26 protein-coding genes are annotated in these 22,574 nt (G+C 64.5%); 24 read left to right on the top strand and 2 right to left on the bottom strand.

Annotation, left to right across the window (positions count from 1 at the left end; genetic code table 11):
• The first annotated feature begins 5 nt into the window (after nucleotides 1–5).
• Both fdhD and GUY30_RS14095 read left to right on the top strand, forming a co-directional pair.
• The gene (fdhD, locus tag GUY30_RS14100; RefSeq protein WP_167198837.1) at nucleotides 6–887 is read left to right on the top strand and encodes a formate dehydrogenase accessory sulfurtransferase FdhD; all 882 of its coding nucleotides are present in this window, start codon (nucleotides 6–8) and stop codon (nucleotides 885–887) included.
• A 44-nt stretch (nucleotides 888–931) separates the two neighbouring features.
• Entirely contained in the window at nucleotides 932–2,074 is a 1,143-nt protein-coding gene (locus GUY30_RS14095) for an aminotransferase class V-fold PLP-dependent enzyme (RefSeq protein WP_167198835.1), read from the top strand.
• Nucleotides 2,075–2,118: 44 nt separating this feature from the next.
• On the opposite strand, the gene GUY30_RS14090 is transcribed toward GUY30_RS14095, so the two are convergent.
• Nucleotides 2,119–2,478 carry a MerR family transcriptional regulator gene (locus tag GUY30_RS14090; RefSeq protein ID WP_167198832.1) on the bottom strand — a complete coding sequence of 120 codons (360 nt, stop codon included), beginning with the start codon at nucleotides 2,476–2,478 and terminating at the stop codon, nucleotides 2,119–2,121.
• A 92-nt stretch (nucleotides 2,479–2,570) separates the two neighbouring features.
• On the opposite strand from GUY30_RS14090, the gene GUY30_RS14085 reads away from it, so the two are divergent.
• The 10 genes from GUY30_RS14085 (at nucleotide 2,571) to GUY30_RS14040 (ending at nucleotide 12,486) form a co-directional block, all read left to right on the top strand.
• Nucleotides 2,571–3,263 (top strand): SDR family oxidoreductase, encoded by a 693-nt coding sequence (locus GUY30_RS14085; RefSeq protein ID WP_167198830.1) that lies wholly within the window; start codon nucleotides 2,571–2,573, stop codon nucleotides 3,261–3,263.
• A gap of 288 nt (nucleotides 3,264–3,551) precedes the next feature.
• The gene (locus tag GUY30_RS14080; protein ID WP_167198826.1) at nucleotides 3,552–3,785 is read left to right on the top strand and encodes a hypothetical protein; all 234 of its coding nucleotides are present in this window, start codon (nucleotides 3,552–3,554) and stop codon (nucleotides 3,783–3,785) included.
• Between the two features lie 83 nt (nucleotides 3,786–3,868).
• Nucleotides 3,869–5,149, top strand: a complete 1,281-nt coding sequence (locus GUY30_RS14075) for an MFS transporter (protein WP_167198823.1) — start codon at nucleotides 3,869–3,871, stop codon at nucleotides 5,147–5,149.
• Nucleotides 5,150–5,231: 82 nt separating this feature from the next.
• Complete coding sequence (locus GUY30_RS14070; protein WP_167198820.1) at nucleotides 5,232–5,591, top strand: hypothetical protein; 360 nt, start codon at nucleotides 5,232–5,234, stop codon at nucleotides 5,589–5,591.
• 399 nt (nucleotides 5,592–5,990) lie between these two features.
• A complete protein-coding gene (locus GUY30_RS14065) occupies nucleotides 5,991–6,401 on the top strand; it encodes a hypothetical protein (protein WP_228281374.1) in 411 nt (136 codons plus the stop codon).
• Nucleotides 6,398–6,859 carry a general stress protein gene (locus tag GUY30_RS14060; protein ID WP_167198817.1) on the top strand — a complete coding sequence of 154 codons (462 nt, stop codon included), beginning with the start codon at nucleotides 6,398–6,400 and terminating at the stop codon, nucleotides 6,857–6,859. The genes GUY30_RS14065 and GUY30_RS14060 overlap by 4 nt, the downstream gene beginning before the upstream one ends.
• Nucleotides 6,860–6,979: 120 nt before the next feature.
• Entirely contained in the window at nucleotides 6,980–8,353 is a 1,374-nt protein-coding gene (locus GUY30_RS14055; RefSeq protein ID WP_167198814.1) for an NAD-dependent succinate-semialdehyde dehydrogenase, read from the top strand.
• A gap of 42 nt (nucleotides 8,354–8,395) precedes the next feature.
• Nucleotides 8,396–9,196, top strand: coding sequence for an SDR family NAD(P)-dependent oxidoreductase (locus tag GUY30_RS14050; protein WP_167198811.1), 801 nt, complete (start codon nucleotides 8,396–8,398; stop codon nucleotides 9,194–9,196).
• Between the two features lie 66 nt (nucleotides 9,197–9,262).
• Nucleotides 9,263–10,444 (top strand): NAD(P)/FAD-dependent oxidoreductase, encoded by a 1,182-nt coding sequence (locus GUY30_RS14045; RefSeq protein WP_167198808.1) that lies wholly within the window; start codon nucleotides 9,263–9,265, stop codon nucleotides 10,442–10,444.
• Nucleotides 10,445–10,644: 200 nt separating this feature from the next.
• Nucleotides 10,645–12,486 carry an MFS transporter gene (locus tag GUY30_RS14040; protein WP_167198805.1) on the top strand — a complete coding sequence of 614 codons (1,842 nt, stop codon included), beginning with the start codon at nucleotides 10,645–10,647 and terminating at the stop codon, nucleotides 12,484–12,486.
• On the opposite strand, the gene GUY30_RS14035 is transcribed toward GUY30_RS14040, so the two are convergent.
• Nucleotides 12,481–12,789: a hypothetical protein gene (locus GUY30_RS14035; RefSeq protein WP_152347519.1), complete on the bottom strand. Its 309-nt coding sequence runs from the start codon at nucleotides 12,787–12,789 to the stop codon at nucleotides 12,481–12,483. The genes GUY30_RS14040 and GUY30_RS14035 overlap by 6 nt on opposite strands.
• Before the next feature lie 319 nt (nucleotides 12,790–13,108).
• On the opposite strand from GUY30_RS14035, the gene GUY30_RS14030 reads away from it, so the two are divergent.
• The 12 genes from GUY30_RS14030 to GUY30_RS13975 all read left to right on the top strand — a co-directional run bounded on the left by GUY30_RS14030 (nucleotide 13,109) and on the right by GUY30_RS13975 (nucleotide 22,564).
• On the top strand, nucleotides 13,109–14,248 hold the full coding sequence (locus tag GUY30_RS14030) for a carboxylate-amine ligase (protein ID WP_167198801.1): 1,140 nt from the start codon (nucleotides 13,109–13,111) through the stop codon (nucleotides 14,246–14,248).
• 272 nt (nucleotides 14,249–14,520) lie between these two features.
• Nucleotides 14,521–15,201 carry a hypothetical protein gene (locus GUY30_RS14025; protein WP_167198798.1) on the top strand — a complete coding sequence of 227 codons (681 nt, stop codon included), beginning with the start codon at nucleotides 14,521–14,523 and terminating at the stop codon, nucleotides 15,199–15,201.
• The gene (locus tag GUY30_RS14020) at nucleotides 15,194–16,294 is read left to right on the top strand and encodes an SRPBCC family protein (RefSeq protein ID WP_167198795.1); all 1,101 of its coding nucleotides are present in this window, start codon (nucleotides 15,194–15,196) and stop codon (nucleotides 16,292–16,294) included. Before GUY30_RS14025 ends, GUY30_RS14020 begins: the two co-directional genes overlap by 8 nt.
• Nucleotides 16,295–16,325: 31 nt before the next feature.
• A complete protein-coding gene (gene gvpJ / locus GUY30_RS14015) occupies nucleotides 16,326–16,760 on the top strand; it encodes a gas vesicle protein GvpJ (RefSeq protein WP_167198792.1) in 435 nt (144 codons plus the stop codon).
• Entirely contained in the window at nucleotides 16,757–17,509 is a 753-nt protein-coding gene (locus GUY30_RS14010; protein ID WP_167198789.1) for a GvpL/GvpF family gas vesicle protein, read from the top strand. Before gvpJ ends, GUY30_RS14010 begins: the two co-directional genes overlap by 4 nt.
• Before the next feature lie 8 nt (nucleotides 17,510–17,517).
• Entirely contained in the window at nucleotides 17,518–17,769 is a 252-nt protein-coding gene (locus GUY30_RS14005; RefSeq protein WP_039206887.1) for a gas vesicle protein GvpG, read from the top strand.
• Entirely contained in the window at nucleotides 17,766–18,260 is a 495-nt protein-coding gene (gene gvpO / locus GUY30_RS14000) for a gas vesicle protein GvpO (RefSeq protein WP_167198786.1), read from the top strand. Before GUY30_RS14005 ends, gvpO begins: the two co-directional genes overlap by 4 nt.
• Nucleotides 18,261–18,282: 22 nt before the next feature.
• On the top strand, nucleotides 18,283–18,759 hold the full coding sequence (locus tag GUY30_RS18125) for a gas vesicle protein (RefSeq protein WP_167198783.1): 477 nt from the start codon (nucleotides 18,283–18,285) through the stop codon (nucleotides 18,757–18,759).
• 7 nt (nucleotides 18,760–18,766) lie between these two features.
• Nucleotides 18,767–19,765, top strand: a complete 999-nt coding sequence (locus GUY30_RS13990) for a gas vesicle protein (protein WP_208091429.1) — start codon at nucleotides 18,767–18,769, stop codon at nucleotides 19,763–19,765.
• Complete coding sequence (locus GUY30_RS13985; RefSeq protein ID WP_167198780.1) at nucleotides 19,762–20,085, top strand: gas vesicle protein K; 324 nt, start codon at nucleotides 19,762–19,764, stop codon at nucleotides 20,083–20,085. The genes GUY30_RS13990 and GUY30_RS13985 overlap by 4 nt, the downstream gene beginning before the upstream one ends.
• Nucleotides 20,082–20,930, top strand: coding sequence for a GvpL/GvpF family gas vesicle protein (locus GUY30_RS13980; protein ID WP_167198777.1), 849 nt, complete (start codon nucleotides 20,082–20,084; stop codon nucleotides 20,928–20,930). The genes GUY30_RS13985 and GUY30_RS13980 overlap by 4 nt, the downstream gene beginning before the upstream one ends.
• A complete protein-coding gene (locus GUY30_RS13975) occupies nucleotides 20,927–22,564 on the top strand; it encodes an NAD-dependent epimerase/dehydratase family protein (protein ID WP_167198774.1) in 1,638 nt (545 codons plus the stop codon). The genes GUY30_RS13980 and GUY30_RS13975 overlap by 4 nt, the downstream gene beginning before the upstream one ends.
• The last annotated feature ends 10 nt before the right edge of the window (nucleotides 22,565–22,574 follow it).

The following is a 22,574-nucleotide window of genomic DNA, read 5'->3' as shown; positions in this document are numbered from 1 at the left end:
AGAACATGCAGATGCGCAAGGCCGTGCGAGCCCGGGTCTATAAGTTCGACGCCACCGGTGAGATCTCGGCTGGCCCGGATTCCCTGGCGGGGGAGGAGCCGCTGGAGATCCAGCTCAACGGTGAGCAGTACACCGTGACCATGCGCACCGCCGGCCACGACGTGGAACTCATCGCCGGGTATCTGCTCTCCGAGGCGGTCGTGACGTCGATGGACGATATCGAGGAGGTCAACTTCTCCGCCGGACTCGCCCCCGACGGCAGCCGGAACTATAACGTGGCCCAGGTGCGCCTGGCCCCGGGAATCTGGAACCCCGAGACGGCTCCGGCCCGCAATGTCTACACCTCATCGTCGTGCGGGATCTGCGGAACCGCGGCCGCCGATGCCGTCACGAAGACCTCTGCATATCCCCTCATTCCTGGCGCCTTTCATGTCGAGGACCATGGAGAATACGAGTTCCCCAAGCTGCTTTCCGCGGCTCGGATCGGTGAACTGCCCGATCGTCTGCGGCAGACGCAGGAGATCTTCGACAAGACCGGCGGAGTCCATGCCGCTGCGCTCTTCGCCGTCGGAGACGACCCGAACACAGAACCCGAACTGCTCGTCGGTCGTGAGGATGTCGGCCGGCACAATGCCGTCGACAAGGTCATCGGCTGGGCCATGGCCAACCGGGGCCTGCCGCTGCGCCAGACCGTGCTGCAGGTGTCCGCGCGGGCATCGTTCGAGCTCGTTCAGAAGTGCGCCATGGCCGGCATCCCGATGATGTCCGCCGTCAGCGCCCCCTCGGCGATGGCCGTCGACCACGGCAAAGACGTAGGCGTGACCGTCATCGGCTTCAACCGCAAGGGCAGGTTCAACGCCTACTCGTACCCCGAGCGCGTGGCCTGAATTCGCCGAGGCGGCCCCGCGGTTCCGGTGCTAGATTCGCTGGCATGGACATCAATGACGATCCCACCAGCTCCACCTCCTGTCTGACTATCGCGCAGGCCCGTACCGAATGGGACGTGCAGAAGGCCTTCCTCGATTCCTGCTCCTACGGTCCGCCGCCTCGGCGCGGATGGAATGCGCTGCAACGATCCCTCGACGAGTGGCGGGCCGGAAGCGTCCCCTGGCCGCGGTGGGCGGAATCGGTCGACACCAGCCGAGAACTCTTCGGTCGCCTCGTCGGTGTTCCCGCAGATCAGGTGGCCACCGGGGCCGCCGTATCCCAGTTGCTCGCCCCGATCGCCGCTGCGCTGCCTGACGGCGCGGAGGTCCTCATCCCTGACATCGAGTTCACCTCCGGGGTCTACCCTTTCGCCGTCCACGCCGACCGTGGGGTGCGGGTGCGCACCGCGCCGCTGAACACCCTCGCCGAGGCGGTCGACGAGTCCACGACGCTCGTGTCCTTCTCCGCCGCACAGTCCGCGACCGGCGAGGTCGCCGACATCTCAGCGACCACCCGTGCCGCCCGAGAAGTTGGGGCACTCACTGTCCTCGACGGCACGCAGGCGGCCGGATGGCTGCCGCTCAACGCCTCCGAGGTCGACTTCCTCGCCGTCGCCGCCTACAAATGGCTGTGCGCCCCGCGCGGGACGGCGTTCCTCACGATGCCGTCGCAGTTGGCAGCCGCCGACGACTCTCATCCCCGCCGTGCGGAGTGCTTCGACCGGCTCAAGCCTCTGGCCGCCGGGTGGTTCGCTGCCGGGGGAGCAGCCAGCTACGGGATGCCGATGCATCTGGCCGACGGTGCTCGCGCCTTCGACATCTCACCGGCCTGGCACTCGTGGGTCGGCACGGCTCCAGCGCTCGAACTGCTGCTCGACGTCGATGTCGACCAGATCCACACCCACGACCTCGCCTTGGCCAACCGTTTCAGAACCGGGCTCGGTCTGGAGAAGTCAAACTCAGCCATCGTGACGATCGGCCTCGACGACGCCCAGCAGTCGTGGCCCGCGGCTCTCGACCGGCTCGACGCGGCTGGAGTGCGATACTCGCAGGCCGGAGGGAACATGCGCTTCGGATTCCACCTCTTTAACGACGAAGCCGATGTCGACACGGCGCTCAACGCAGTGACAAACTCTGCGTCTCCCTGAAGCGCGTCGTCCGAGACTCTCACCGGCACACCGCTCTCGGGAGTTCAGAGCGATTCGAGGATGCTTTCCAACCTGCCTGCGGCCGCCTCGAGCTCCCTGGCTTGAGCAAGCAGTTTCTTGTGCTCGCGTTGCAGCGTGGCCACGGTGTCAGAAGTCGCTGAACCATTCATGCAAGGCAGAAGCTCTCGAATCACCTCGGTGCCGAGGCCGGCGTCGATGAGCCTTCGGTAAAGGAGGACCCGCTCAACAGCGTCAGCTGGATAGCGACGTTGACCACCCTCGGTGCGCTCCGGCGCGAGGAGGCCCTGTTCTTCGTAGTAGCGCAGGGCACGCGGACTGCTGCCGGAGCGACGTGCGGTCTCACCGATCGATAACAGGGCCGGCGACTGCGGAATCTGTGACATGTGTCTCTTTGCCTTGAAGCTGACGTCCACGTCAGATTTTAGCATCGAAGCACCCGCCTGAACCGGTGGGAGATGCGAAAGGAAGCACAGTCATGAAGATCAAGTACAGCGTTGTCGTCATCACCGGAGCGAACCGCGGACTGGGGGCTCAGTTCGCCACGCAGATGCTCGAGCGCGGCGCCGCAAGAGTCTATGCGGCAGCGCGCCGTCCAGAGTCAGTCGACGTGCCCGGAGTCGAACCAATTAGTCTCGACGTCACCGACCAGCAGCAGGTCGAGGAGGCGGCTCGCGCGGTCGGCCAAGCAGACATCGTCATCAACAACGCAGGATTCTCCTCATTCGCCCGCCTCATCGATGGAGAGATGCGCGATATCAGGCGAGAGATCGACATCAACTATTTCGGTGCCCTGCGTATGGTCCGGGCGTTCGCCCCGGCCATGCGGAAGCGCGGCCGCGGCGCCTTTCTCAACGTCTCCTCTGTCATGGCCTGGCTGGGTTACGAACACTCGAACTCCTATGGGGCGTCCAAAGCGGCGAACTGGGCGATGTCGAACGGGCTGCGTGAAGAGCTGGCTGGGGCCGGCATCCAGGTCAGCTCGATGCTGCTTGGAAGCACCGACACCGACATGATGGCAGGAATCGATGTCCCCAAGAACCGCCCGGACGAACTCGTCGCCACCGCCCTCGACCAGTTCGAAGACGGGGTGAACGAGATCCTGGCCGACGATGCGGCCACAATACTCAAGGCAGGCCTGTCAGGCGACCGCGGCCGATTCGTCGAGTGATGTAGCGGACCGGCCCTGAATCCCGAGGAATTCGATAACACCGCCATAACGATCGACCGGCCGCTCCCCGGCGGCGGAAAGTCATCCACCCCTGCCGTTCGGGGCGGGGCGGTCTTTGTGAAAGATCTGCAACATTCAACAATTTCTTCATGTGGCGATAAGAGCGCGAACTCGAGGCTAATGTGGCTCTCGGCGCCATTTCCGTGCGAACGGGAAGGGCGCGACAGACAGACCACTGTGCATCACCGCCGCACGCTGCGGAAATGCCGACAACGAGATGGAGTGACAATGACCTACACGCTGCAGGCCGTTGAGAACTCGGATGAGAAGGCCAGCCTGGTCCGGCGCTGCCGCAACGGGGCGCTCATCGTCATCTTCGCCTCCGTGCTGTGTGGGCTGCTGGCATGGAATGAGCCGCACCCGATCGCAGTGGCGCTCGCCGTCCTCATCGGCGGTGCCGGCATCCTCGCCATCGACACTGCACTGGCCTACCGGTCTTCCGTGCGACGCTCCAAAGGCTGAATCGCACCAGCTGAGACACCTCACCACCCGCCATTCGCCTCCGGCTAGCATGCTGACTTGAAGCATGCGACAGGAGGTGTACGATGACCAGCCGTGACCAGAAGGCACCTGGCATCGGTCTGCTCACCGTCCTCCTCGGGGCCGTCGCTGCCGGGCCCATCATGCTCTACGGGCTCAGCGCCACGAGCGATTCGATCATCGCCGAGCTCGGCATCTCCGAAGCCCACTTCGGCCTGCTCGCCACCACCTGTTTCGGTGCCGCCGCGATCGGCAACGCCACCCTGGGCCGCCTCGCCGATCGGCATTCCGATCTCTCGCTCATGGCGTTCATCTTCGTCCTCGCCACGCTGGCACTCCTGCTCGTGGCCGTTCCCGACGGGTTCCCGATGCTTCTGCTGGCCGCAGCCCTGTCCGGCATCGCTCAATCCTTTCCCAACGGAGTGACCAACCGGATCATCCTCGAACGCGTCCCCGACACCAAGCGCATCGGCTGGGTCGGCATCAAACAGTCCGGAGTCCAGGTCAGCCAGCTCATCGCCAGCCTTGCCTTCCCGGTTCTCGCGCTCGGTGTCGGGTGGCGCGGTGCCGCCCTGACCACCGCGGTCATCCCACTCATCCTGCTCGCGATGACCTGGTATTCGCTGCGCACCACCCCGCTGCTGAGCGCTCCGAAACCTGCATCAGACACCGCCACCGAGGCGGCCGCCACCACCCCGGAACCCTCAACGGACACCCCCGCCGAGGCGGCCCACCCCGATCCTGAACCGGCACCCACCCGCCCGGCCAAGCACCCCGGCATGGTGTGGGCACTGGCGCTGTTCGGATTGATCAACGGCATCGGTGTACAGGCGACGAACGTGTACATACCGCTCTTCGCTGTGCGCGAGATGGGCTTCAGCCTCGTCCTCGGCGGTTCCACTGCCGCACTGGCCGGCGTCATCGGCGTCATCGCCCGCGTCACCTGGGCCAGACGCATAGCCAAGGGCGCCTCGGGGCCCCGCCTGCTGCTGGTCCTCGCCCTCATCGCCCTGGGTGGAGCGGTGCTGTTCCTCATCGCCGACGTCGCCGCATGGTCTGCGCTTGTCTGGGTGGCCGTGGCTTTCCACGGCATCTCCGCTCTCGGGGTCTCGGTGGTGCTCATGGCCGCGCTCATGCGCGCGATCCCGGCATCCTCGATGGTCTCGGCCAGCGGCATGGTCACGGCCGGAATGTTCTGCGGCTTCGCCTTGGGCCCGCTGCTTATGGGCGTCATCGTCGGTTCGCCCGGCGGCTTCGTCATCGGCTGGGTCGCCGTCGGCATCACCTATGTGCTGTGCGTGATCCTCGCGCTGATCCTCATCCGCGTGAGCTCCCGCCGCCGCTGACGACCGCCCCGCTGACGACGGGTGAGGGCAGATTCCTCCGATCCGCTGTTCCCTGTCAGACCGAAGTCTTAGAATAGAACACATGTCTGAATGTGATCCCCCGGCATGGATGATCCGCTACCGGAACTTCAAAACGCTGTGCTCCTATGTCTGTGGTGAGTTCATCCGCTTCTACCTCACCACCGGCTGCGACCAGATCAGATATACGCATTCGCAGATCACCGAGGGTCTGCCGAACTATTCATGCCGTCTGACCTCCGTCGACGGTTCGGTTCTGCTGCTGCCGCTCGATGATTGGGTCGACCGTCTGGACGAGGTCGTGCCGATGGTGCGGACCTGGCTGGGGGAGCATTCGGATCTCAAGGGGTGCAAGCCGGAGAAGTCGCACTACCAAGGCGACCGCTATTGGTTCACCCGCTGGCAGGAGGCCAACCCGTGGTGACGGCGACTCGTCGTCGGGCACCATGGACACTAACCGGGGGAGTCGCAGTAGAATCCGGACCATGCGCAAACGTGTGATCGTGTACGTCATCGCGGGCCTGGCGGTGCTGGGGCTGATCGCCAGCATGCTCAACGGCGTGCCTGCCTGAGTCGCGTCCTGACGCAGGCGAGGTTGACGAGAAGCGACTCAAGTGTCGCTTTGGGGCCGATGTGGACCCGTGTTCTGCTTCCTATCGTTGAAGGTGTCAACGACGGCGAGGGCATGCGACTGCCCTCATGAAACAGGACACTCATCATGCCTTATCAACAGAGTCCACCGGAAGATCAGGCATCTTCCATATCGCCCCGACTCGATCCGACCACACCGCGGCACCGGCTCGGCCTGCCTGTCATCGCCATCGTGGGTCTCGCGCTTCTGGCGGCACCGCGAGTGGTGCTCCACGATCTGAACATCATCGAAGAAGGCACATCCGTCAATGCGCTGTTCGTCTTTCTGCCGCCGCTCGTTTGGATCGTCACCGTCCTGATCACACGTGTGCCGAGACCTCTCATCACCCTCCTGGCAGTCGGGCTCTTCTATGGAGTCTTCCTGGCACTCGGGCATCAGATCCTGTGGAATCACTCCCTGGGTGACAACCCGCCGCAGCTCGGAGGGAACCTCGCAGGCCTCGACCCGACGGCGCAGTCGCTCATCTTCCGTTCGTTCGCAGTCGCCTCGAGCCTTCTGATCGGAGTGGTGGTCGGAGCGATCTCCGGTGCCATCGCATGGGGTCTGAAGGTGCTGCTCCGGAGGCCGCGGAATGGTGGGTGAGCCTGAGCGGACTGACTGAATCAGCCGTGCCGACGCGGCTCTGCAATGCTATGTTGAGCGGCATGGGAAGCGACGACGATCTCAACTCTCAGAAGTCAGACGTGACGGATCACAAACCGATCGTGAAGATCTTTCACGACGACATCGGTGTGCTCAATCAACTGGTGAAGCTCGCGTCGGAGGGCGTACCGAAGACAGCCCTGCACGTCTTCGCCCACGATGCGGAGAGCACCGACGAGGTGGTCGGTGCCGACGGAACTCTGAAAGGACTCGGAGACCTCGTGGACGAGCGATACAACGAACGAGGCGACGAACTCAGGAACCGCTTTCAGCGATACGGCTTCGACTCCGATGAAATAGAGAAGTTCGAAAGTGATCTCGACAACGGAGCGATTCTGCTTGTGATCGACGACCCCGATCTCCGTGCGGATTATAAAGGAAATCGTCGGGCACCGTAAGGGGCTGGTCGCGGACGTCGACGTTTGGGACGGTGGAGTCTCGGTTCGGCAGAGGTCGCGGAGCGGAGATGATTGCTGCTCCGCAGAGCACCTTGACGAACCTCGAGGAAAGGAGAAGCCGTGACCGCGAAATTCAACACCACGAACCCGGCGACCGGAGAGGTCCTCAAGGAATTTCCCACAGCCAGCGACGAGGAGATCTCCGCCGTCATCGACGCCTCCGACGCGGCCTTCCAGACATGGCGGACGACCGATGTCCGGGAACGTTCTGCACCGCTCGCCCGAGCGGCGGATCTCATGGAGGAGCGCAGGTGGGACCTCGCTGAGCTCCTCATACTCGAAATGGGCAAACTGCGCGCCGAGGCCGAAGCAGAGGTCGAACTGGCAGCGAGGATTCTGCGCTACTACTCCGAAGAGGGACCCCTGCTGCTCTCCGACGAGGTGCTCGCGCCGTCCAGTGGAGGCAGCGCGGTGATGAAGTACGAACCCATTGGTCCGATACTCGGTGTCATGCCGTGGAACTTCCCCTACTACCAGGTGGTCCGCCTGGCTGCGCCGAACCTCGTGGCGGGCAACACCATCATCCTCAAGCACGCTTCGAACTGTCCGCAGTCGGCGCTGGCCTTCGAACAGGTCATGAACGATGCGCAGCTGCCGTCCGACTGCTATCGCAACGTCTTCGCCGACAGTGATCAGATCCAGACGATCATCGCGGACGAGAGAGTTCGCGGCGCCTCGCTGACCGGTTCCGAAGGCGCCGGAGCGGCAGTGGCAGGGGCCGCCGGCCACAATTTGAAGAAGTCCATCCTCGAACTCGGCGGCAGCGATCCGTTCATCGTCCTCGACTCCGCGGATCTGGACGCGACCGTCACCGCCGCCGTGAAAGGGCGGATGACGAACTCCGGCCAGAGCTGCATCGCCTCCAAACGCCTGATCGTGCTTGAGGAGCACTACCGCGAATTCGTCGATCTGTTGACGGCGAAGATGTCGCAGTTTGTCGCCGGGGACCCACGGGATTCTGCGACGACAATGGCACCGCTGTCCTCCGAACAAGCCGCCCGAGACCTCATGGAGCAGGTCCAGGACGCCATCGACCACGGGGCCCATGTGCACACCGGCGGGCATCGTGTCGACAGGCCGGGTGCCTTCGTCGAACCCACGGTGCTGACCGGGGTGACCGAACAGATGCGCGCCTACTCGGAGGAGCTGTTCGGGCCCGTCGCAGTCGTTTACTCGGTCGCAGACGAGGACGAAGCCGTGGCACTCGCCAATGACTCGTCCTTCGGCCTCGGCGGCACGGTCGTCAGCGATGACATCGAGAAGGCCCAACGCGTCGCCGACCGCATCGACACCGGAATGGTGTGGATCAATCAAGCCACCTGGACCGAACCTGACCTGCCGTTCGGCGGGACCAAGCGCTCCGGCGTCGGCCGTGAACTCGGCGCAGAGGGTATCCGCGAATTCGTCAACAAAAAGCTCATCCGTACGCCCTGACACAGCAGACCGACAGTCGACCGAGATACCGGAAGGAGACAGATGGATCTCAACATCCGCGACCGCAAGGCACTGGTGACGGGGGCGAGTTCGGGCATCGGGCTGGAGACGGCCCGTCAGCTCCTCGCCGAAGGAGCCGTCGTCGTGATGACCGGGCCCGAGCCCGACGAACTCAAAGCCGCAGTCGACGAACTCGCCGAATTCAAGGAGCGGATCTACGCCCACGACGCCGATATCGCCGATGACGAATCAGTCGACGAACTCGCCGCGTCCGTCGCCGCCGAGGTCGGCGACCTCGACATCCTCGTCAATGTCGCCGGCATCCACGGGGCTGGTGGGCTGTTCCATGAGATCAACCAGGAGGGCTGGGACCGAACCATCGACGTCGACCTCATGGGACCAGTCCGTGTCACTCGGGCGTTCCTTCCGGGACTTCGCCGAGGCGGCTGGGGCCGTATCGTGTTCGTGTCCTCTGAAGACGCGGTGCAGCCCTATGACGACGAGCTGCCGTACTGTGCGGCCAAGGCCGGCATGCTCTCCTTGGCCAAGGGACTCTCGCGCACCTACGCCTCCGAAGGGTTGCTGGTCAACACCGTCTCTCCGGCGTTCATCGCGACCCCGATGACCGACGAGATGATGAATGAGCGAGCCCAGCAGAAGGGAACGAGCTTCGATGAGGCCATCGCCTCGTTCCTGCGAGAAGAACGGCCGTTCATGGAACTCGGACGTCGCGGCCGACCGGAGGAGGTGGCCAAGGTCATCGCATTCCTCTGCTCGGACGCCGCGAGCTTCGTCAACGGCTCGAACTATCGCGTGGACGCTGGATCGGTGGCCACGATCTAGTGCGCCAGAGCGCCCCGAACACCGAATACAGGCACAGCAGAGACGACAGGAAGAGGAGCATCCGACATGGCTGAGTTCCGATATGTGATCATCGGCGGCGGCATGGCCGCTGACTCCGCGGCCCAGGGGATACGGGAGATCGACGAGGAGGGTTCGATCGCCATCATCAGCGATGACGTCGACGAGCCCTATACGCGTCCCGCGCTGAGCAAGCGACTGTGGACCGACGAGAGTTTCGACGAGAGCGACAACTACCTCGACACCGCCGAAGCGACCGGAGCCCGGATCAGCCTCCGTACGGGGGCGACCGCAGTCGACGTCGAAGCGAAATCCGTGAGGACGACCCACGGCGACTTCACCTATGACAAGCTGCTCTTCGTCACCGGCGGGAGACCGAAGGGCATCGATCTGGACGAAGGTGAGCGGGTCATCTGCTTCCGCGAGTTCAACGACTACCGCCGTCTGCGGGATCTGTCGGGCCGGAACCTGAGCATCGCAGTCATCGGCGGCGGCTTCATCGGCACTGAACTCGCCGCCGCCCTGGTGCAGAACGACACCCGAACGACTCTGATCTTCGACGACGACACCCTCGGCGGGTCCATCTTCCCGCCGGACCTCGCCAAGCAGTTCCACGAACTCTATCGCAGCCACGGAGTGACTCTCGTGCCGGGCACGAAGGCCTCGGGTGGGCACGTCGACGGCGATCGAGTGGTGCTCGACTGCGACGGCGAGCCCCATGAGTTCGACGCCGTGGTCGTCGGCCTCGGCATCGAACCTGCGACCCAGCTCGCAGAGGATGCGGGGCTGGACACGGACGACGGGATCATCGTCGACGAATCGCTGCGGACCTCAAAGCCGGACGTCTTCGCAGCCGGAGACGTTGCTCGCTATCCCGACAGGATCCTCGGACGACAGCGTGTCGAACACGTCGACAACGCCACCCAGATGGGCAAGGCCGTCGGGCGGATCATGGCCGGCGCGGACGAGTCCTACACCCATACACCGTACTTCTACACGAACGTTTTCGACTTCGGGTACCAGGCGGTCGGCGAGCTCGATCCGACACTGCGCACCGTCGAAGACTGGAAGAAGCCCCATACGGATGGAGTGGTGTACTACCTCGGCGAGGACGGACGCGTGCGCGGAGTCCTCATGGTGAATATGGAGGACCGTCTCGACGCCGCGCGGGAGATCCTCGGCGAAGACTGGGACCACACACCGGGCGACCTCGTGACCAGGATCTCGTGAACTGAGTCTCCGGGAATAATCTCACAGAGGCCGGCGACGCTGAGCCGTGGCCACGTCGGCTCGCGACCCTACGGCTCACCGCCACCGTGCGCTGCGGGCGGAGAGTACTCTCCTTCAGGCCTTCGCACCATGCCTTGTCGGCCCGGCGGAGTGTGCTTAGACTGCCTGGCAATCGAGTGGCGTCGTCCAGGAGGTGTCTGATGAGTGAGAACGTCGAGCTCGGAACGATCAAGACGGATGTGCCGGCCCGGTTGGACCGGTTGCCGTGGGCCCGGTTCCACTGGATGGTCGTCGTCGGACTCGGCAGTGTGTGGATCCTCGATGGTCTCGAGGTGACGATGGTCGGCAACGTCGCCGCTCGGATGACCGAAGAGGGCAGCGGCATCGACATGACCGCGGGGCAGATCGGCACCGCCGGAGCCATCTACGTCCTCGGCGCCTGCGTCGGTGCGATCGTCTTCGGCCAGCTCACTGACCGATTCGGCCGACGCAAGCTCTTCCTCATCACTCTCGTGCTCTATCTCGTCGCCACCGTCGCCACGGCGTTCTCGTTCTCCGCCTGGTACTTCTTCCTCGTGCGCTTTCTCACCGGTGCCGGCATCGGCGGGGAATACGCAGCCGTCAACTCCGCCATCGACGAACTCATCCCCGCCCGCGTCCGGGGCCGCATCGATCTCATCATCAACGGCTCCTACTGGCTCGGCGCCGCCGGTGGGGCGGCGACGACGCTGTTCTTCCTCAACACCGATATCCTGCCGAAGATGATCGGCTGGCGCCTGGCCTTCGCCGTCGGCATGCTGCTGGCGATCTTTGTGTTCGTCGTGCGCAAGAACGTTCCAGAGAGTCCGAGGTGGCTGTTCATCCATGGTCGGAACGACGAGGCCGAACGCATCGTCGGCGAGATCGAAGACGGCATCGAGACGGAGACCTCACAGACCCTGCCGCCGCCGAAGAAGACCATCACCGTCCGGCAGCGGAAGACGATCTCGTTCGTCGAGATCATGAAGGTCGCTTTCACGATCTATCCCAAACGCGCGATCCTCTGCCTCGTCCTCTTCGTCGGGCAGGCGTTCCTCTACAACGGCATCACCTTCAACCTGGGCACGATCTTCAACGGATTCTACGGAGTTGCGGCAGCCACCGTGCCGATCTTCATCATCCTCTGGTCGCTGAGCAACTTCGCCGGCCCCGTCATCCTCGGCAGATTCTTCGATACGATCGGTCGGAAACCGATGATCTCGTTCAGCTACCTCGGATCGGCGGTCGTGGCAGTGGTCCTCGCACTCGTCTTCAACACTGATGTCGGCGGCGAATGGCTCTTCCTCGTCATCCTCATCGTCTGCTTCTTCCTCGCCTCGTCCGGAGCCAGTGCGGCCTACCTCACCGTCAGCGAGATCTTCCCGATGGAGACCCGAGCACTGGCCATCGCATTCTTCTACGCCATCGGCACCGCCGCCGGAGGCATCGCCGGTCCGCTGCTCTTCGGCGGCATGATCGAGTCCGGTGATCGTTCCCAAGTGGCCTGGGCATTCTGCATCGGTGCGGCGGTCATGGCGCTCGGCGGCGTGGCCGAACTGATCTTCGGCGTCAAGGCGGAAGGTGCCGACCTCGAAGACATCGCCCGACCCCTGACGGCCGAGGACGCTGAGAGTGCCGAAGGCGCCGCGGAGAGCAGTGCCGAGCCGACCGAGCGAGGTGAGTGGGCAGATTCCGCTGAGGCGGCCGAACCGTCGGCGAGCCCCGAGGCTCGAAGCCGAGGAGATCGTCTGCGTCCGGGCCCGGGATCGGTCGGCGTCTATTCACCGTGGCCTTCGGTGTCCTCACGCGACGTTCCGCCCGAGGTCTCGGCCAACGAGGTCAACGGCATCATCGATTTCGTCCGCGACATGGAACCTGTCGGAGAGGTGGAGCTCTACCGTGCGATCGGGGCTCGCCGCTGGGGCCCCGGACGCTTCCGTGCGGCGGTGCGTGAGGCGATTCGGCAGGGAGCCGTCCATCGCAATCGCCGCGGCAGGCTGGAGTACCGAGGCGACCGGTCATAGACCGGTTTCGTCGGTCAGCGGGGCTCGCGGAGGCGGGGGAAGCATATCGATGAGCTCATTGACGGCCTCGGCCAGGATGTCGTGCTGATAGGGCGTGAGGAAGTAGGCCTCGTGGAGGTAGGCGTCGAGCTCGTATTCGGTGAGGTCACCGCCGAGGCTGACATAGTGCAGCCACACTCCGGCAACCGACATGTTCCAGAATTCGGCGGCCTCTTTGAGCTTCCTCCGTCTCCTGATCGCTCGCTCGTCTGAGAATGCGATGCCGGATCGGGGATCGATGCGCTTCGGGTTCTGATCGTCCATTCGTCTGCTGATTCGGCTTGTGACTTTCGTGGCAGGAGGTTCCTCCTGCCCGGTGTGCCAGCGATCCGGGACCCAGCGACCCTCGCTCATGCTTTGGCCACTCGTCTCGAATCTTCCCGAAAGTGTAGGTTCTGCTTCTCGATGGAGGCTAGGGGTGATCGACGATCCGGCTGCCGCGTCTGAATCGCCGCGAGAGCGCCTACCGCTCACACCTGCCGCCGGGGCCTCTTCGCAGGTATTTCCGTGAGGTCCCGCATCTGCTGTCGCATCCGCGACCCGTCCAATAGCGTGAGCGGGTCAGAAACGGAATGAGGTGACGATGAGCGAATTCGGCATCGAGGAGGAATTCCTTCTCGTCGATCAACATTCACTTCTGCCTGCTCGATCGAAGAGCAGCCTGCAGGAGATCGAGGACGAGGTGAGGCCGAGCCGCGGAGCAGCCTGTGCCGAATGGCTGCCCGGGCAGATCGAGTTCGCGACTCCCGTCCTGACCACGGCTGAAGAAGCGTTCGAATCGCTGCACTCTTTTCGACGCGGCCTCTCGGCAGCGGCTCAGGCGCGCGGACTGCTCGCTGTCGGCCTCGGCACAGCGCCTCAGATTCCGGCGGCCCCGCCGGGGGTCAGCGACGGCAGCCGTTACCGTGAGTTCGCGCAGCTCGCTCCCGCCATCGCCGCCGACCAATACGTCAACGGCATGCATGTCCATGTCGACATTCCCGACAGGGAAGCGGGGCTGAGAGCTGTCAACGGCCTGCGCAGGTGGATTCCCGTGCTCACCGCGTTGAGCGCGAATTCTCCCCTCTGGCGCGGAGCCGACAGCGGCTTCGCCAGCTGGCGTTCCATCCACTACCGGCGGTGGGTCGTCTTCGGCATCCCGCCTCACTTCCACGACCTCGACGACTACGATGCGCAGATCGATGCTGCGCTGCGATCGGACGTGGTGCTCGACGAGGCGACTCTGGGGTGGCTGGTCAGGCTCTCGCCGAAGCACAGGACAGTCGAAGTCCGGACCAGTGACGTGCAGCTGGACACCGCGACCACTGTGACCCTCGCGCTGCTCACCCGTGCGCTCGCAGACGTCGCCATGGACGACACGGGACCGGAGGCGGTCCCTGCGAATCTGCTGAACATCGCTCATTGGCAGGCTGCGCGTTTCGGTCTGACGGGAATGCTCATGGACCCCGACACACATACGAGTGTCCCGGCTGCAGAGGTAGTCCGAAAGGTCTTCCACCGCGCACGACCGGCGCTGATGCGAAGCCAGGATATGGGCCGTGTTCACCGTGGACTCCGCCGTCTGCTCAGCCAGGGCACCGGCTCCGAGGAGCAGCGCCGGGTGGCGGAGAGACAGGGGGTAGGCGGCTTGTTGGAACACGCAGCCCACAGATTGACAGCCAGTTCTCAGGATCAATTTGAGCAACCGGCTGACAGCTCCAGGGGCGTTTCTGACCCCCCTTGACGGATCAGGGGTAGCTGAACAGATGATGGTGCAAAGGGCAGAGTGCTCTTGGCTTCCGCGACACAGGAAGCCCGCAGACGCGGTCAGGAGTCTGCGACAGCTTCGGACGATGGGCGGAGACGATTCCCGCCGTTGTCGTCACGAGGCGATGACCCTCGAATCAGTGATCAGCACAGTGGAGCTGTACCCCATGGAACGGCAATCCCGTCCAGGGGACGGTCTTCGAATTCCCATCTCGGTCCGTGCCCACCAGCGCGGAGACGGAGGCAATCATGAACAACAAGATGAAAATCACCGGCCTGATACTGGCGGGCTACATGCTCGGCAGAACCAAGAAGCTCGGCCTGGCGCTTACGGTCGCCTCGGCTGTCGCCGGAACGACTGCCGCGAAGAATCGCGATCAGCTTCTGGGCGGCCTCAAGGATTTCGCTGATTCTTCCCCCGAGCTCAAGAGTCTCCAGGAGAAGATCACCGGTCGTCTGGCCGAATCCGGCAAGAGCGCGGTCAAAGCCGTGGCCGCGAAGGGAGTCGATCAGCTCAGCGTCAAGCTCCAGGATCAGACCGAGAAGATGAAGTCGACTCTCGACGACGCCGCCGACTCGATCGACCCCAATGTCGATGACAGCGAGGGTGCGGACGACGAAGAGGACGCACCCGAGTCGGAGGACGAGAGCGCTCCCGAGAACTCGGAGGAGCCCGAAGCCGACGAGGCGGAGCCGACCGACGATGAGCAGGAGGCCGACGACGAGCCGCAGGCAGAGGAGGAAGCTCCGAAGAAGCCGGCAGCCAAACGGTCCTCGACAGCGAAGCGCTCTGCGAAGGGAACGCGTTCGTCGAAGTCTTCGACCAGTTCGCGCGGCTCGCGCACGAAGCCGGGCTCCAAGCGCTCGACGACTGCGAAGAAGACATCATCGCGCGCCGCTGCCAAGCCCGAGGAGGCCGAAGATGAGTGATGATTCGATCTTCAGCGGCCTCAAGCAGCAGGCCGGAGACTTCGCTAAGACCGTCGGACGCAAGGCGGTCAACTCCGTCGGGGACAGGGTCGAGAAGTTCGCAGACCGCCTCGACGGTGTGGGCGATGGTGCAGCGCCTGCGGCCCAGGCTGGTGCGGAGGAGATCGCCGAGGGCAAGCCACCGGCGAAAGCGGCACTGTCTGCGGCGACGACCGGCGTCAAGGAGAAAGTCAAGGGTCTGTTCGGAGGCGGCTCGAGCGGTTCGGGCGGTTCCGGTGATTTCAAGTTCTCCAACATCGTGGAGACCGCAGATGTCGGAGTCCCGTTGAACGTGGCCTACAACGCGTTCACGATGTTCGAGGACTGGCCCGATTTCATGAAGAAGGTCGAGAACGTCGAACGCACCGATGATGTCACCCTCAGCATCAAGGGCCAGGCGGTCTGGTCGCATCGAACCTGGGAAGCCACGATCACCGAGCAGGTTCCCGACTCCCATATCGTGTGGGAATCGACCGGCGAGAAGGGCTACATCAGCGGCAGCATCTCCTTCCACGAAGTCGCACCCAGGCTGACCCGGATCATTGCGGTGGGCGAGTACCACAAGCAGGGCTTCATGGAAGGCGTCGGTGCCCTGTGGTTCACCGTTCCCCGCCGTTTCCGCCTCGAACTGAAGTTCTTCGTCCACCACGTGATGCGTCAGATCATGCTCGATCCCGACAGCGTCGAGGGCTGGCGCGGAGAGATCCGCGACGGTGAGCTCGTCACCTCCCACGAGGACGGCCTCGAGGAGGAGCAGGAGCAAGCTGAAGGCAGCGAGGATGAGTCCGCCGAGGATCAGAACGCGGATGTCGACTCCGGTGCGGACGAGACAGATCCCGACGATTCGGAGGAGGAGGAGTCCGATCTCGAGCCCGCGGAGGGCGAAGCCGAAGAGGAGTATGAGGAGGAACCCGTAGAGGACTACGAGGAGGAGGAACCGGCCGAGGCAGGCGACGCGGAGCCCGCAGAGGACTACGAGGAGGAGCCGGAAGCCGCTGACGAGCCCGTGGAATACGAGGAATCCGAAGAACCAGAAGACGAGGAACGCCGCTGAGCGTCCTCCGATTGGGAAGTAGGCAAGAACAATGAGCACCAGCACTGTTGAACGTTCACGCGGCAGCTACGTCGACCGTCCGTCGTCGAGTTCGCTTGCAGACGTCATCGAGATCATCCTCGACAAGGGCCTGGTCATCGATGCATACGTACGCGTCTCCCTGGTGGGGATCGAGGTCCTCACGATCGACGCACGCATCGTCATCGCCAGCGTGGACACCTATCTGCGCTTCGCCGAGGCGACGAACCGGCTCGATCTGACACAGCAGGGCGGACGCGACCTGCCGGAGATGATGGGCGGAATGATGGAGAACGGCTCCAAGGGCAAGACACAGGGAGCTGTGGAAGGCATCAAGGACGCCCTCACCTCGGACGACTCCGATGACGACTCGGGCGAGAGTTCGAGTCAGGAGAAATCACGTCGCCGGACCAAACGCCCGGCGCGCAACTCCTCGGAGTCCGAATGAGTGAAGAAGGCGCACCCTTGGCAGATCGGTATCTGTACGGGATCGTACGCGCCGGTGCCGAGCTGCCGACCGGGCCCGACGGGGTGCAGGGCAATGCCCTCGCTCTCGTCGAGTCCGGGGCGGTTGCGGCCGTGGTCACGGAACTCGCGGACAGTGGGATGCTGGGCACTCCCGAAGCTCTGCAGAACCACAGCGTCGTCCTCGACGAGCTGGCCGAGAAGCAACCGGTGTTGCCGCTCGCATTCGGCACCGTCGTCCCCGGAGGGGCCGATATCGCCGAACAGGTGCTGGCTCCGCAGGCGGACGTCTTCGCCGAGGCGCTCGACCAGTTGGCAGGGTGCACGCAGTTCACCCTGAGGATCAGCTTCGACCGCGACGCGATACTGCGGGAGATCGTCAGCGGTAACCCCGAGGTCGCCGAGCTGAGGGAGAGGATCAGCGGCACGAGCGAAGACGAGACGAGGAACGAACGTATCCGGCTCGGAGAGATCGTGGTCACGACGATGGAGAGCTGGAGAAGGACCGAAGCTCCTCCGATACTCGAGCAGATCCGCTCCGCGACAGTCGAGACGGCGATGCGGGAAGTCGGCCAGGCCGAGGACGTCGCCGAGGTGGCGGTGCTGGTTCGCAGGGACGCCATCGACGAGTTCGACTCCGTCATCGAGGAGTTGGCGGAGGCGAACCGGGAGCGGATGAGATTCCGGCTGATCGGACCGCAGGCACCCTACGACTTCGTCCCCGAGATGTAGGTGACGTCATGGGACTTCTGTCAGCAGTCTTCGGTGCTCCCTTGGCACCGCTCAAGGGAACCGTATGGGTCGCCGAGCAGGTCAGAGGAGAAGCCGAGAAGCGCTATTTCGATCCCGGTGCCATTCGGCGTCAGCTGGAAGAGGTCGCCGGGGCACGCGAACGCGGATCGATCAGTGATGACGAAGCCGATGCCCTCGAGCGTGAGCTCGTCGGACGACTGCTCGAGGGCCGTCGGCGCAGAACCGAGGAGGACCGATGAGCGAAGAGTCGACAGCGAACGAAGAGTCGAGAGCAGAGGGCAGCTCTGCAGACGATGGAGGCACGACCACGAAGCGCGCCAGGAAGCCGGTTGAGAAGGAGCGCACGAGCGGCGGGACGTCCCGCCGGTCGTCCTCATCGGCGTCTTCCTCACGCGAGAAGGCGACGTCCTCGTCATCTGAGAAGGCGAAGTCGTCCTCGCGCTCGGAGAGTCGGTCTCACAGCGCGACCGGTCAGAGGATCTCTGCGGTCAGCGCGGTGAAGAGGGCGATTGAGCAGTTCAGCACCCTCACCGGCAGGCCTCCGGAGTCCGTGGTCGGCACGAGGTGGAAGGACGACCGCTGGTCCGTGCGTCTGGAGGTCGTGGAATCCCGACGCATTCCCGACAGCGCGGATCTGCTGGCCGAGTACGAGGTCGAGCTCGATGCGGACGGTGAGCTCATGGCCTATGACAGGAAGGATCGCTACGTTCGCGGCCGGCCGAGCGAGTGATCGAAAGGGCGATATGAGCATCATGAATCAGCCGAACGATGCGATGCAGCCGCAGCGCAGCCAGGAGGGCACGCTGCTGCACGTCGTGGAGACGCTGCTGGACAAAGGTCTGGTTCTCAACGCGGACATCATGGTCTCCGTGGCCGGTGTCGAGCTGCTGGGAATCCGGATCAGGGCCGCCCTGGCCTCCTTCGAGACCGCGGCCCGCTACGGTCTGGACTTTCCCGCGGGCACGGACCGGGAGACCGTCGCATGGAAGGAAGCAGTCGAGCAGAAGGACACCTGCCCCGAGTGCGGGAAGCGCTCCGCACTCGCGCAGCTGATGAACGACTACTGCCCCTGGTGCGGGTGGCAGAGTGCGCGTTCGAAGCGGATCGAGGCCGGTGAGCCGGCGCAGCTGAACTCCGCGGACGACGCTGACACCTCCGCGGAGCAAGCCGCCGGCTCATCCGCCGACGCAGGCACTCCCGCCGCCGGCTCTCCCGGCGACGACCGCTGAGGCGACCATGCCCGGAGACGCGATCATGCAGCCCACACGCGACCCGCGAGCGACTCTGCCCGACCTCATCGAAGTGCTTCTCAACAAGGGCGTCCATCTCAACCTCGACCTCATCATCTCGGTGTCGGACATCCCGCTCATCGGAATCAATCTGCGCGCCACGATCGCGGGGATCGAGACGATGATCGAGTACGGGATGATGCAGCAGTGGGACCGCGACACCCGAGAGTGGGTGCAGAGAGCCGTCCGCACACATCTGCCGCTGGCCGCCGACGAGGAGATCCTCGCCAAGATGGCCGGAGGGCACTATCAGGACAACTTCTATCGGACGTGGCGGCCCGGCAGCGCCTATCTCACCACCCAGCGTCTCATCATCCATCGACGTGACCCTGCAGAGACACTATGGCAGACGCGCCTGGACGCGATCGCCTCGGTCTCCGCGCTGCGCGAGCCCTCCATCGGAGGTGAAGAGCGCACGCGCATCCTCGTCGGGCTCAACGACGGCACCGAGGCGATCCTTTCGGCCCTCGAGCCCGATCGCCTCATCTCCCTGGTCCAGGCTCGGCTCGACCGGACCGACGGCGCCCCATCCTCGACTCCGGAGGCGACGACGGCGGAGGACCGGCCTCTGCGAGAGGGTCGGATGTGGTTTCTCGAGACCCTGTCGTCCGGGAGCACGTGGCGCGGCGGGCAGGCGCAGCTTTCGAACACGGAACTGACCTGGAGGTCGCCGATGGACGGGCGCGCACGAGTGAGGATCCCACCCGAGCAGCTGCTAGACATCCGCCGCGAGGAGCGCAGCAACCCGACCGACGAACGGCGGGTCCTCATCCTCGAGACCGCGGACTCGACCATCACCCTGGCCGCAGACGACGCCGGCGCATGGTTCGCCGGACTCGACGAGTGGCGGACCGGGCCCGGTGACAGGCGTTCCGCGCCGCTCGAGGCCACCATGTCACCAGGCCGCAACCCCGACGAACGCGCCGAAGAAGGAGCAGCATCATGACGCTCAATGTCAACGAGGAGAGCCTTAAACACGGGGTTCTCACACTCGTCGTCACCCTCGTCGAGGTGATCCAGGAAGCCCTCGAGACCCAAGCGGTGCGCCGGATGGAAGGCGGGGACCTCACCGAGGACGAACAGAACCGCCTCGGCGAGGCTCTCCTCGAACTCGATGAGGCGATGGATCAGATCAAGGACCAACACGGGATCACCGGTTCCGTCGACGATCTGCACCGAGGCCTCGACGATGTCGTCGATGAAGTCGTCGACAAGCTCATCAATCCGGCCAGATGGGCCGAGGAGAATGGAAAGGGCGTCGAATGAACGCCGAGGGTGACATGCTCTACGTCTACGCCATCGTCGCCGGCGACGACTACGCTCCTGCCGTCACGGGCATCGACGGTTCCGCGCTCCACATGGTCGGACGCGACACCGGCCCGAGGGCCGTGGTCCACCGCCACACCCGAGGTCCCTTCGACGGGCCGGACGATTCCGTGCGTCGGTGGGTGCTCGAACACAGCGAAGTCATCGATGATGCCTGGCAGAACTCACCGGCCCTTCTCCCGGTCTCCTTCAACGTCATCGTCCGCTCGGATCCCGAGACCGAGGCGACTGCGACCCAACAGCTCGAACATTGGCTCGACGACTCCGCGGTGATGCTGTCGAGACGACTCGAGGAGCTGTGCGACACCTCCGAGCTGCGAGTCGAAATCTTCCTGGACGGAGGCCTGCTCGAGGAGGTCGACGCAGAGGTCGGCGAAATGAGGACGGAGATGGAGAGCCGTCCTGCAGGAGTGCGCCGACTGCTCGAGAAGCGACTGGAGAAGACGGAGAAGGAGATCGTCGATCGAGCGGCCGACAGGATCTACCCCGAGATCAGGGCCAGGATCGCCGCCCACTGCCTCGACATCGAGGAACACCGCTCCACGAGCCGCGAAAGTGGATTGACACCGGTGATCATGGCCTCATGCCTGGTGAGAAGCACAGACGCCACGGCACTGGGAGCCGAGCTCACCGCGCTCAAGAAGGCCCAGCCCGCTCTGTCCATCCGCTTCCTCGGCCCGTGGCCGCCGTATTCCTTCGCCGACGTCTCCATCAGCGAGGAGCGGAACCCGAGCAGCTCTGCACCAGACTCGCCGACGCCGAACCCGCAGGGCGAGACAACATGAGAGTCGCAGTCATCGGAGCCACCGGCAACGTCGGCACAGCGGTCCTCGACGTGCTCGGGCGCACGCCCGAAATCACCTCGGTGCTGGGGATCTCCAGACGGATGCCCGACACCGAGGCCGAACCGTATTCCGGATGCGAATGGAGATCGATCGACATCGCCGCCGCGAGCAGCGAGGGCACGGCCCACCGCGATCTCACAGAAGCGCTGACCGGTGCCGACGCCGTCATCCATCTGGCCTGGCTGATCCAGCCCAACAGCGACCGGGACCTGCTCCGACGCGTCAACGTCGACGGCACGGCCCGTGTGGCCGCAGCCGTCGCGGCGGCCGGCGTCCCACATCTCGTCGTGGCGTCCTCGGTCGGCGCCTACTCTCCCGATGACAGCATGGACAAGCGCGATGAGGAATGGCCGACCGAGGGGATCCGCTCTTCCCACTACAGTGTGGACAAAGCCGCCCAGGAACGCGTGCTCGACGACTTCTGCGCCGACCACCCCGAGATCACCGTGACCCGACTGCGTCCTGCGCTCATCTTCGGTGCCCCTGCCGCCTCGGAGATCCAGCGCTATTTCCTGGGAACCTGGATGCCCGTCCAGCTGCTGCGCGCGGGCCGACTGCCGTTCCTTCCACTGCCTGCGGGACTGCGCGGCGTCCAAGCCGTCCACTCGACCGATGTCGCCCGTGCCTATGTCGCCAGTGTCCTCCGTCGCCGTTCGGGCGCCTTCAACATCTGCGCCGATGATGTCCTCCATCCGAAGGATCTGGCCGAACTGCTCGACCACGGCAGGCACATCCCGGTGCCGAACGGCGCAGTGCGCGCGGCTCTGGGCATGGGCCATAGCAGCTCACTGGTCGCCGCCGATGCCGGATGGCTGGACATGGGCCTGCACGTGCCGCTGATGGACAACGGCCGCGCACGCCGGGAACTCGGCTGGGAGCCGGAGTACAGTGCCATGGACGCCGCGCGCGAACTGCTCAAAGGCATGGCCGACGGCGAGGGTGCCGCCTCCGTCCCGCTGCGTCCACGCGATGTCGAACATACGCGCCTGCGGGCAACGGACGATACGAGCCGCGGGCACGACGCACCGGGTGCGGACGAGCACGTCGACATGGACCTCCTAGGTCTCTATCTCAGCGACCATCTCACCGGGGCCACCGCCGGCGCGGAGAGGATCGAACGGATGGCGGCCGACTTCATCGACACTCCCGTCTTCGCAGCCCTGTCCGAGCTGGCCGCGGAGATCCGCGGAGAGCATCTCTACGTGCGGCACCTCATCGGCGAGCTCGGTTTTCGGCGCCGTCCTCTCGCCGAGGCTGTGTCGTGGGTCGGCGAACGGGTCGGCAGGCTCAAGAGCAACGGCTCGCTGCTCAAACGCTCGCCCATGACCCTCGTGCTCGAAGCGGAGCTGATGCGCAGCGCGGTCATCGGCAAGCTGGGAATGTGGCAGACGCTTGAGGGCAACGCCGAGGCACTCGGCCTGGATGCCGAACAGTTCCGTGGTTTCGCGCAGAAGGCAGAACACCAACGTGAAGTGCTCGACACTGTGCACAGCTATGCTCGGAGCCGCGCGTTCCGCCGGTATCGGGCTGTCTACGATCAGGCCTCGGGAGTCAGCCCTGTGCGGGGCGACTGAGACACCGTAT

The organism is Brevibacterium pigmentatum (assembly GCF_011617465.1).
Taxonomy (GTDB): Bacteria; Actinomycetota; Actinomycetes; order Actinomycetales; family Brevibacteriaceae; genus Brevibacterium; species Brevibacterium pigmentatum.
The sequence above is the reverse complement of the archived record's forward strand: the minus strand, read 5'-3'. Positions and strand labels throughout refer to the sequence as shown.

Coding starts and splice junctions, on each gene's coding strand:
- GUY30_RS13985 (WP_167198780.1), top strand. CDS start 19,762: ATGACGCTCAATGTCAACGAGGAGAGCCTTAAACACGGGGTTCTCACA.
- GUY30_RS14075 (WP_167198823.1), top strand. CDS start 3,869: ATGACCAGCCGTGACCAGAAGGCACCTGGCATCGGTCTGCTCACCGTC.
- GUY30_RS14045 (WP_167198808.1), top strand. CDS start 9,263: ATGGCTGAGTTCCGATATGTGATCATCGGCGGCGGCATGGCCGCTGAC.
- GUY30_RS14090 (WP_167198832.1), bottom strand. CDS start 2,478: ATGTCACAGATTCCGCAGTCGCCGGCCCTGTTATCGATCGGTGAGACC.
- GUY30_RS14050 (WP_167198811.1), top strand. CDS start 8,396: ATGGATCTCAACATCCGCGACCGCAAGGCACTGGTGACGGGGGCGAGT.
- GUY30_RS14080 (WP_167198826.1), top strand. CDS start 3,552: ATGACCTACACGCTGCAGGCCGTTGAGAACTCGGATGAGAAGGCCAGC.
- GUY30_RS14025 (WP_167198798.1), top strand. CDS start 14,521: ATGAACAACAAGATGAAAATCACCGGCCTGATACTGGCGGGCTACATG.
- GUY30_RS14095 (WP_167198835.1), top strand. CDS start 932: ATGGACATCAATGACGATCCCACCAGCTCCACCTCCTGTCTGACTATC.
- GUY30_RS13980 (WP_167198777.1), top strand. CDS start 20,082: ATGAACGCCGAGGGTGACATGCTCTACGTCTACGCCATCGTCGCCGGC.
- GUY30_RS13990 (WP_208091429.1), top strand. CDS start 18,767: ATGCCCGGAGACGCGATCATGCAGCCCACACGCGACCCGCGAGCGACT.
- GUY30_RS13975 (WP_167198774.1), top strand. CDS start 20,927: ATGAGAGTCGCAGTCATCGGAGCCACCGGCAACGTCGGCACAGCGGTC.
- GUY30_RS14035 (WP_152347519.1), bottom strand. CDS start 12,789: ATGGACGATCAGAACCCGAAGCGCATCGATCCCCGATCCGGCATCGCA.
- GUY30_RS14040 (WP_167198805.1), top strand. CDS start 10,645: ATGAGTGAGAACGTCGAGCTCGGAACGATCAAGACGGATGTGCCGGCC.
- gvpO (WP_167198786.1), top strand. CDS start 17,766: ATGAGCGAAGAGTCGACAGCGAACGAAGAGTCGAGAGCAGAGGGCAGC.
- GUY30_RS14005 (WP_039206887.1), top strand. CDS start 17,518: ATGGGACTTCTGTCAGCAGTCTTCGGTGCTCCCTTGGCACCGCTCAAG.
- GUY30_RS14070 (WP_167198820.1), top strand. CDS start 5,232: ATGTCTGAATGTGATCCCCCGGCATGGATGATCCGCTACCGGAACTTC.
- GUY30_RS14020 (WP_167198795.1), top strand. CDS start 15,194: ATGAGTGATGATTCGATCTTCAGCGGCCTCAAGCAGCAGGCCGGAGAC.
- GUY30_RS14030 (WP_167198801.1), top strand. CDS start 13,109: ATGAGCGAATTCGGCATCGAGGAGGAATTCCTTCTCGTCGATCAACAT.
- GUY30_RS14010 (WP_167198789.1), top strand. CDS start 16,757: ATGAGTGAAGAAGGCGCACCCTTGGCAGATCGGTATCTGTACGGGATC.
- fdhD (WP_167198837.1), top strand. CDS start 6: ATGCAGATGCGCAAGGCCGTGCGAGCCCGGGTCTATAAGTTCGACGCC.
- GUY30_RS18125 (WP_167198783.1), top strand. CDS start 18,283: ATGAATCAGCCGAACGATGCGATGCAGCCGCAGCGCAGCCAGGAGGGC.
- gvpJ (WP_167198792.1), top strand. CDS start 16,326: ATGAGCACCAGCACTGTTGAACGTTCACGCGGCAGCTACGTCGACCGT.
- GUY30_RS14085 (WP_167198830.1), top strand. CDS start 2,571: ATGAAGATCAAGTACAGCGTTGTCGTCATCACCGGAGCGAACCGCGGA.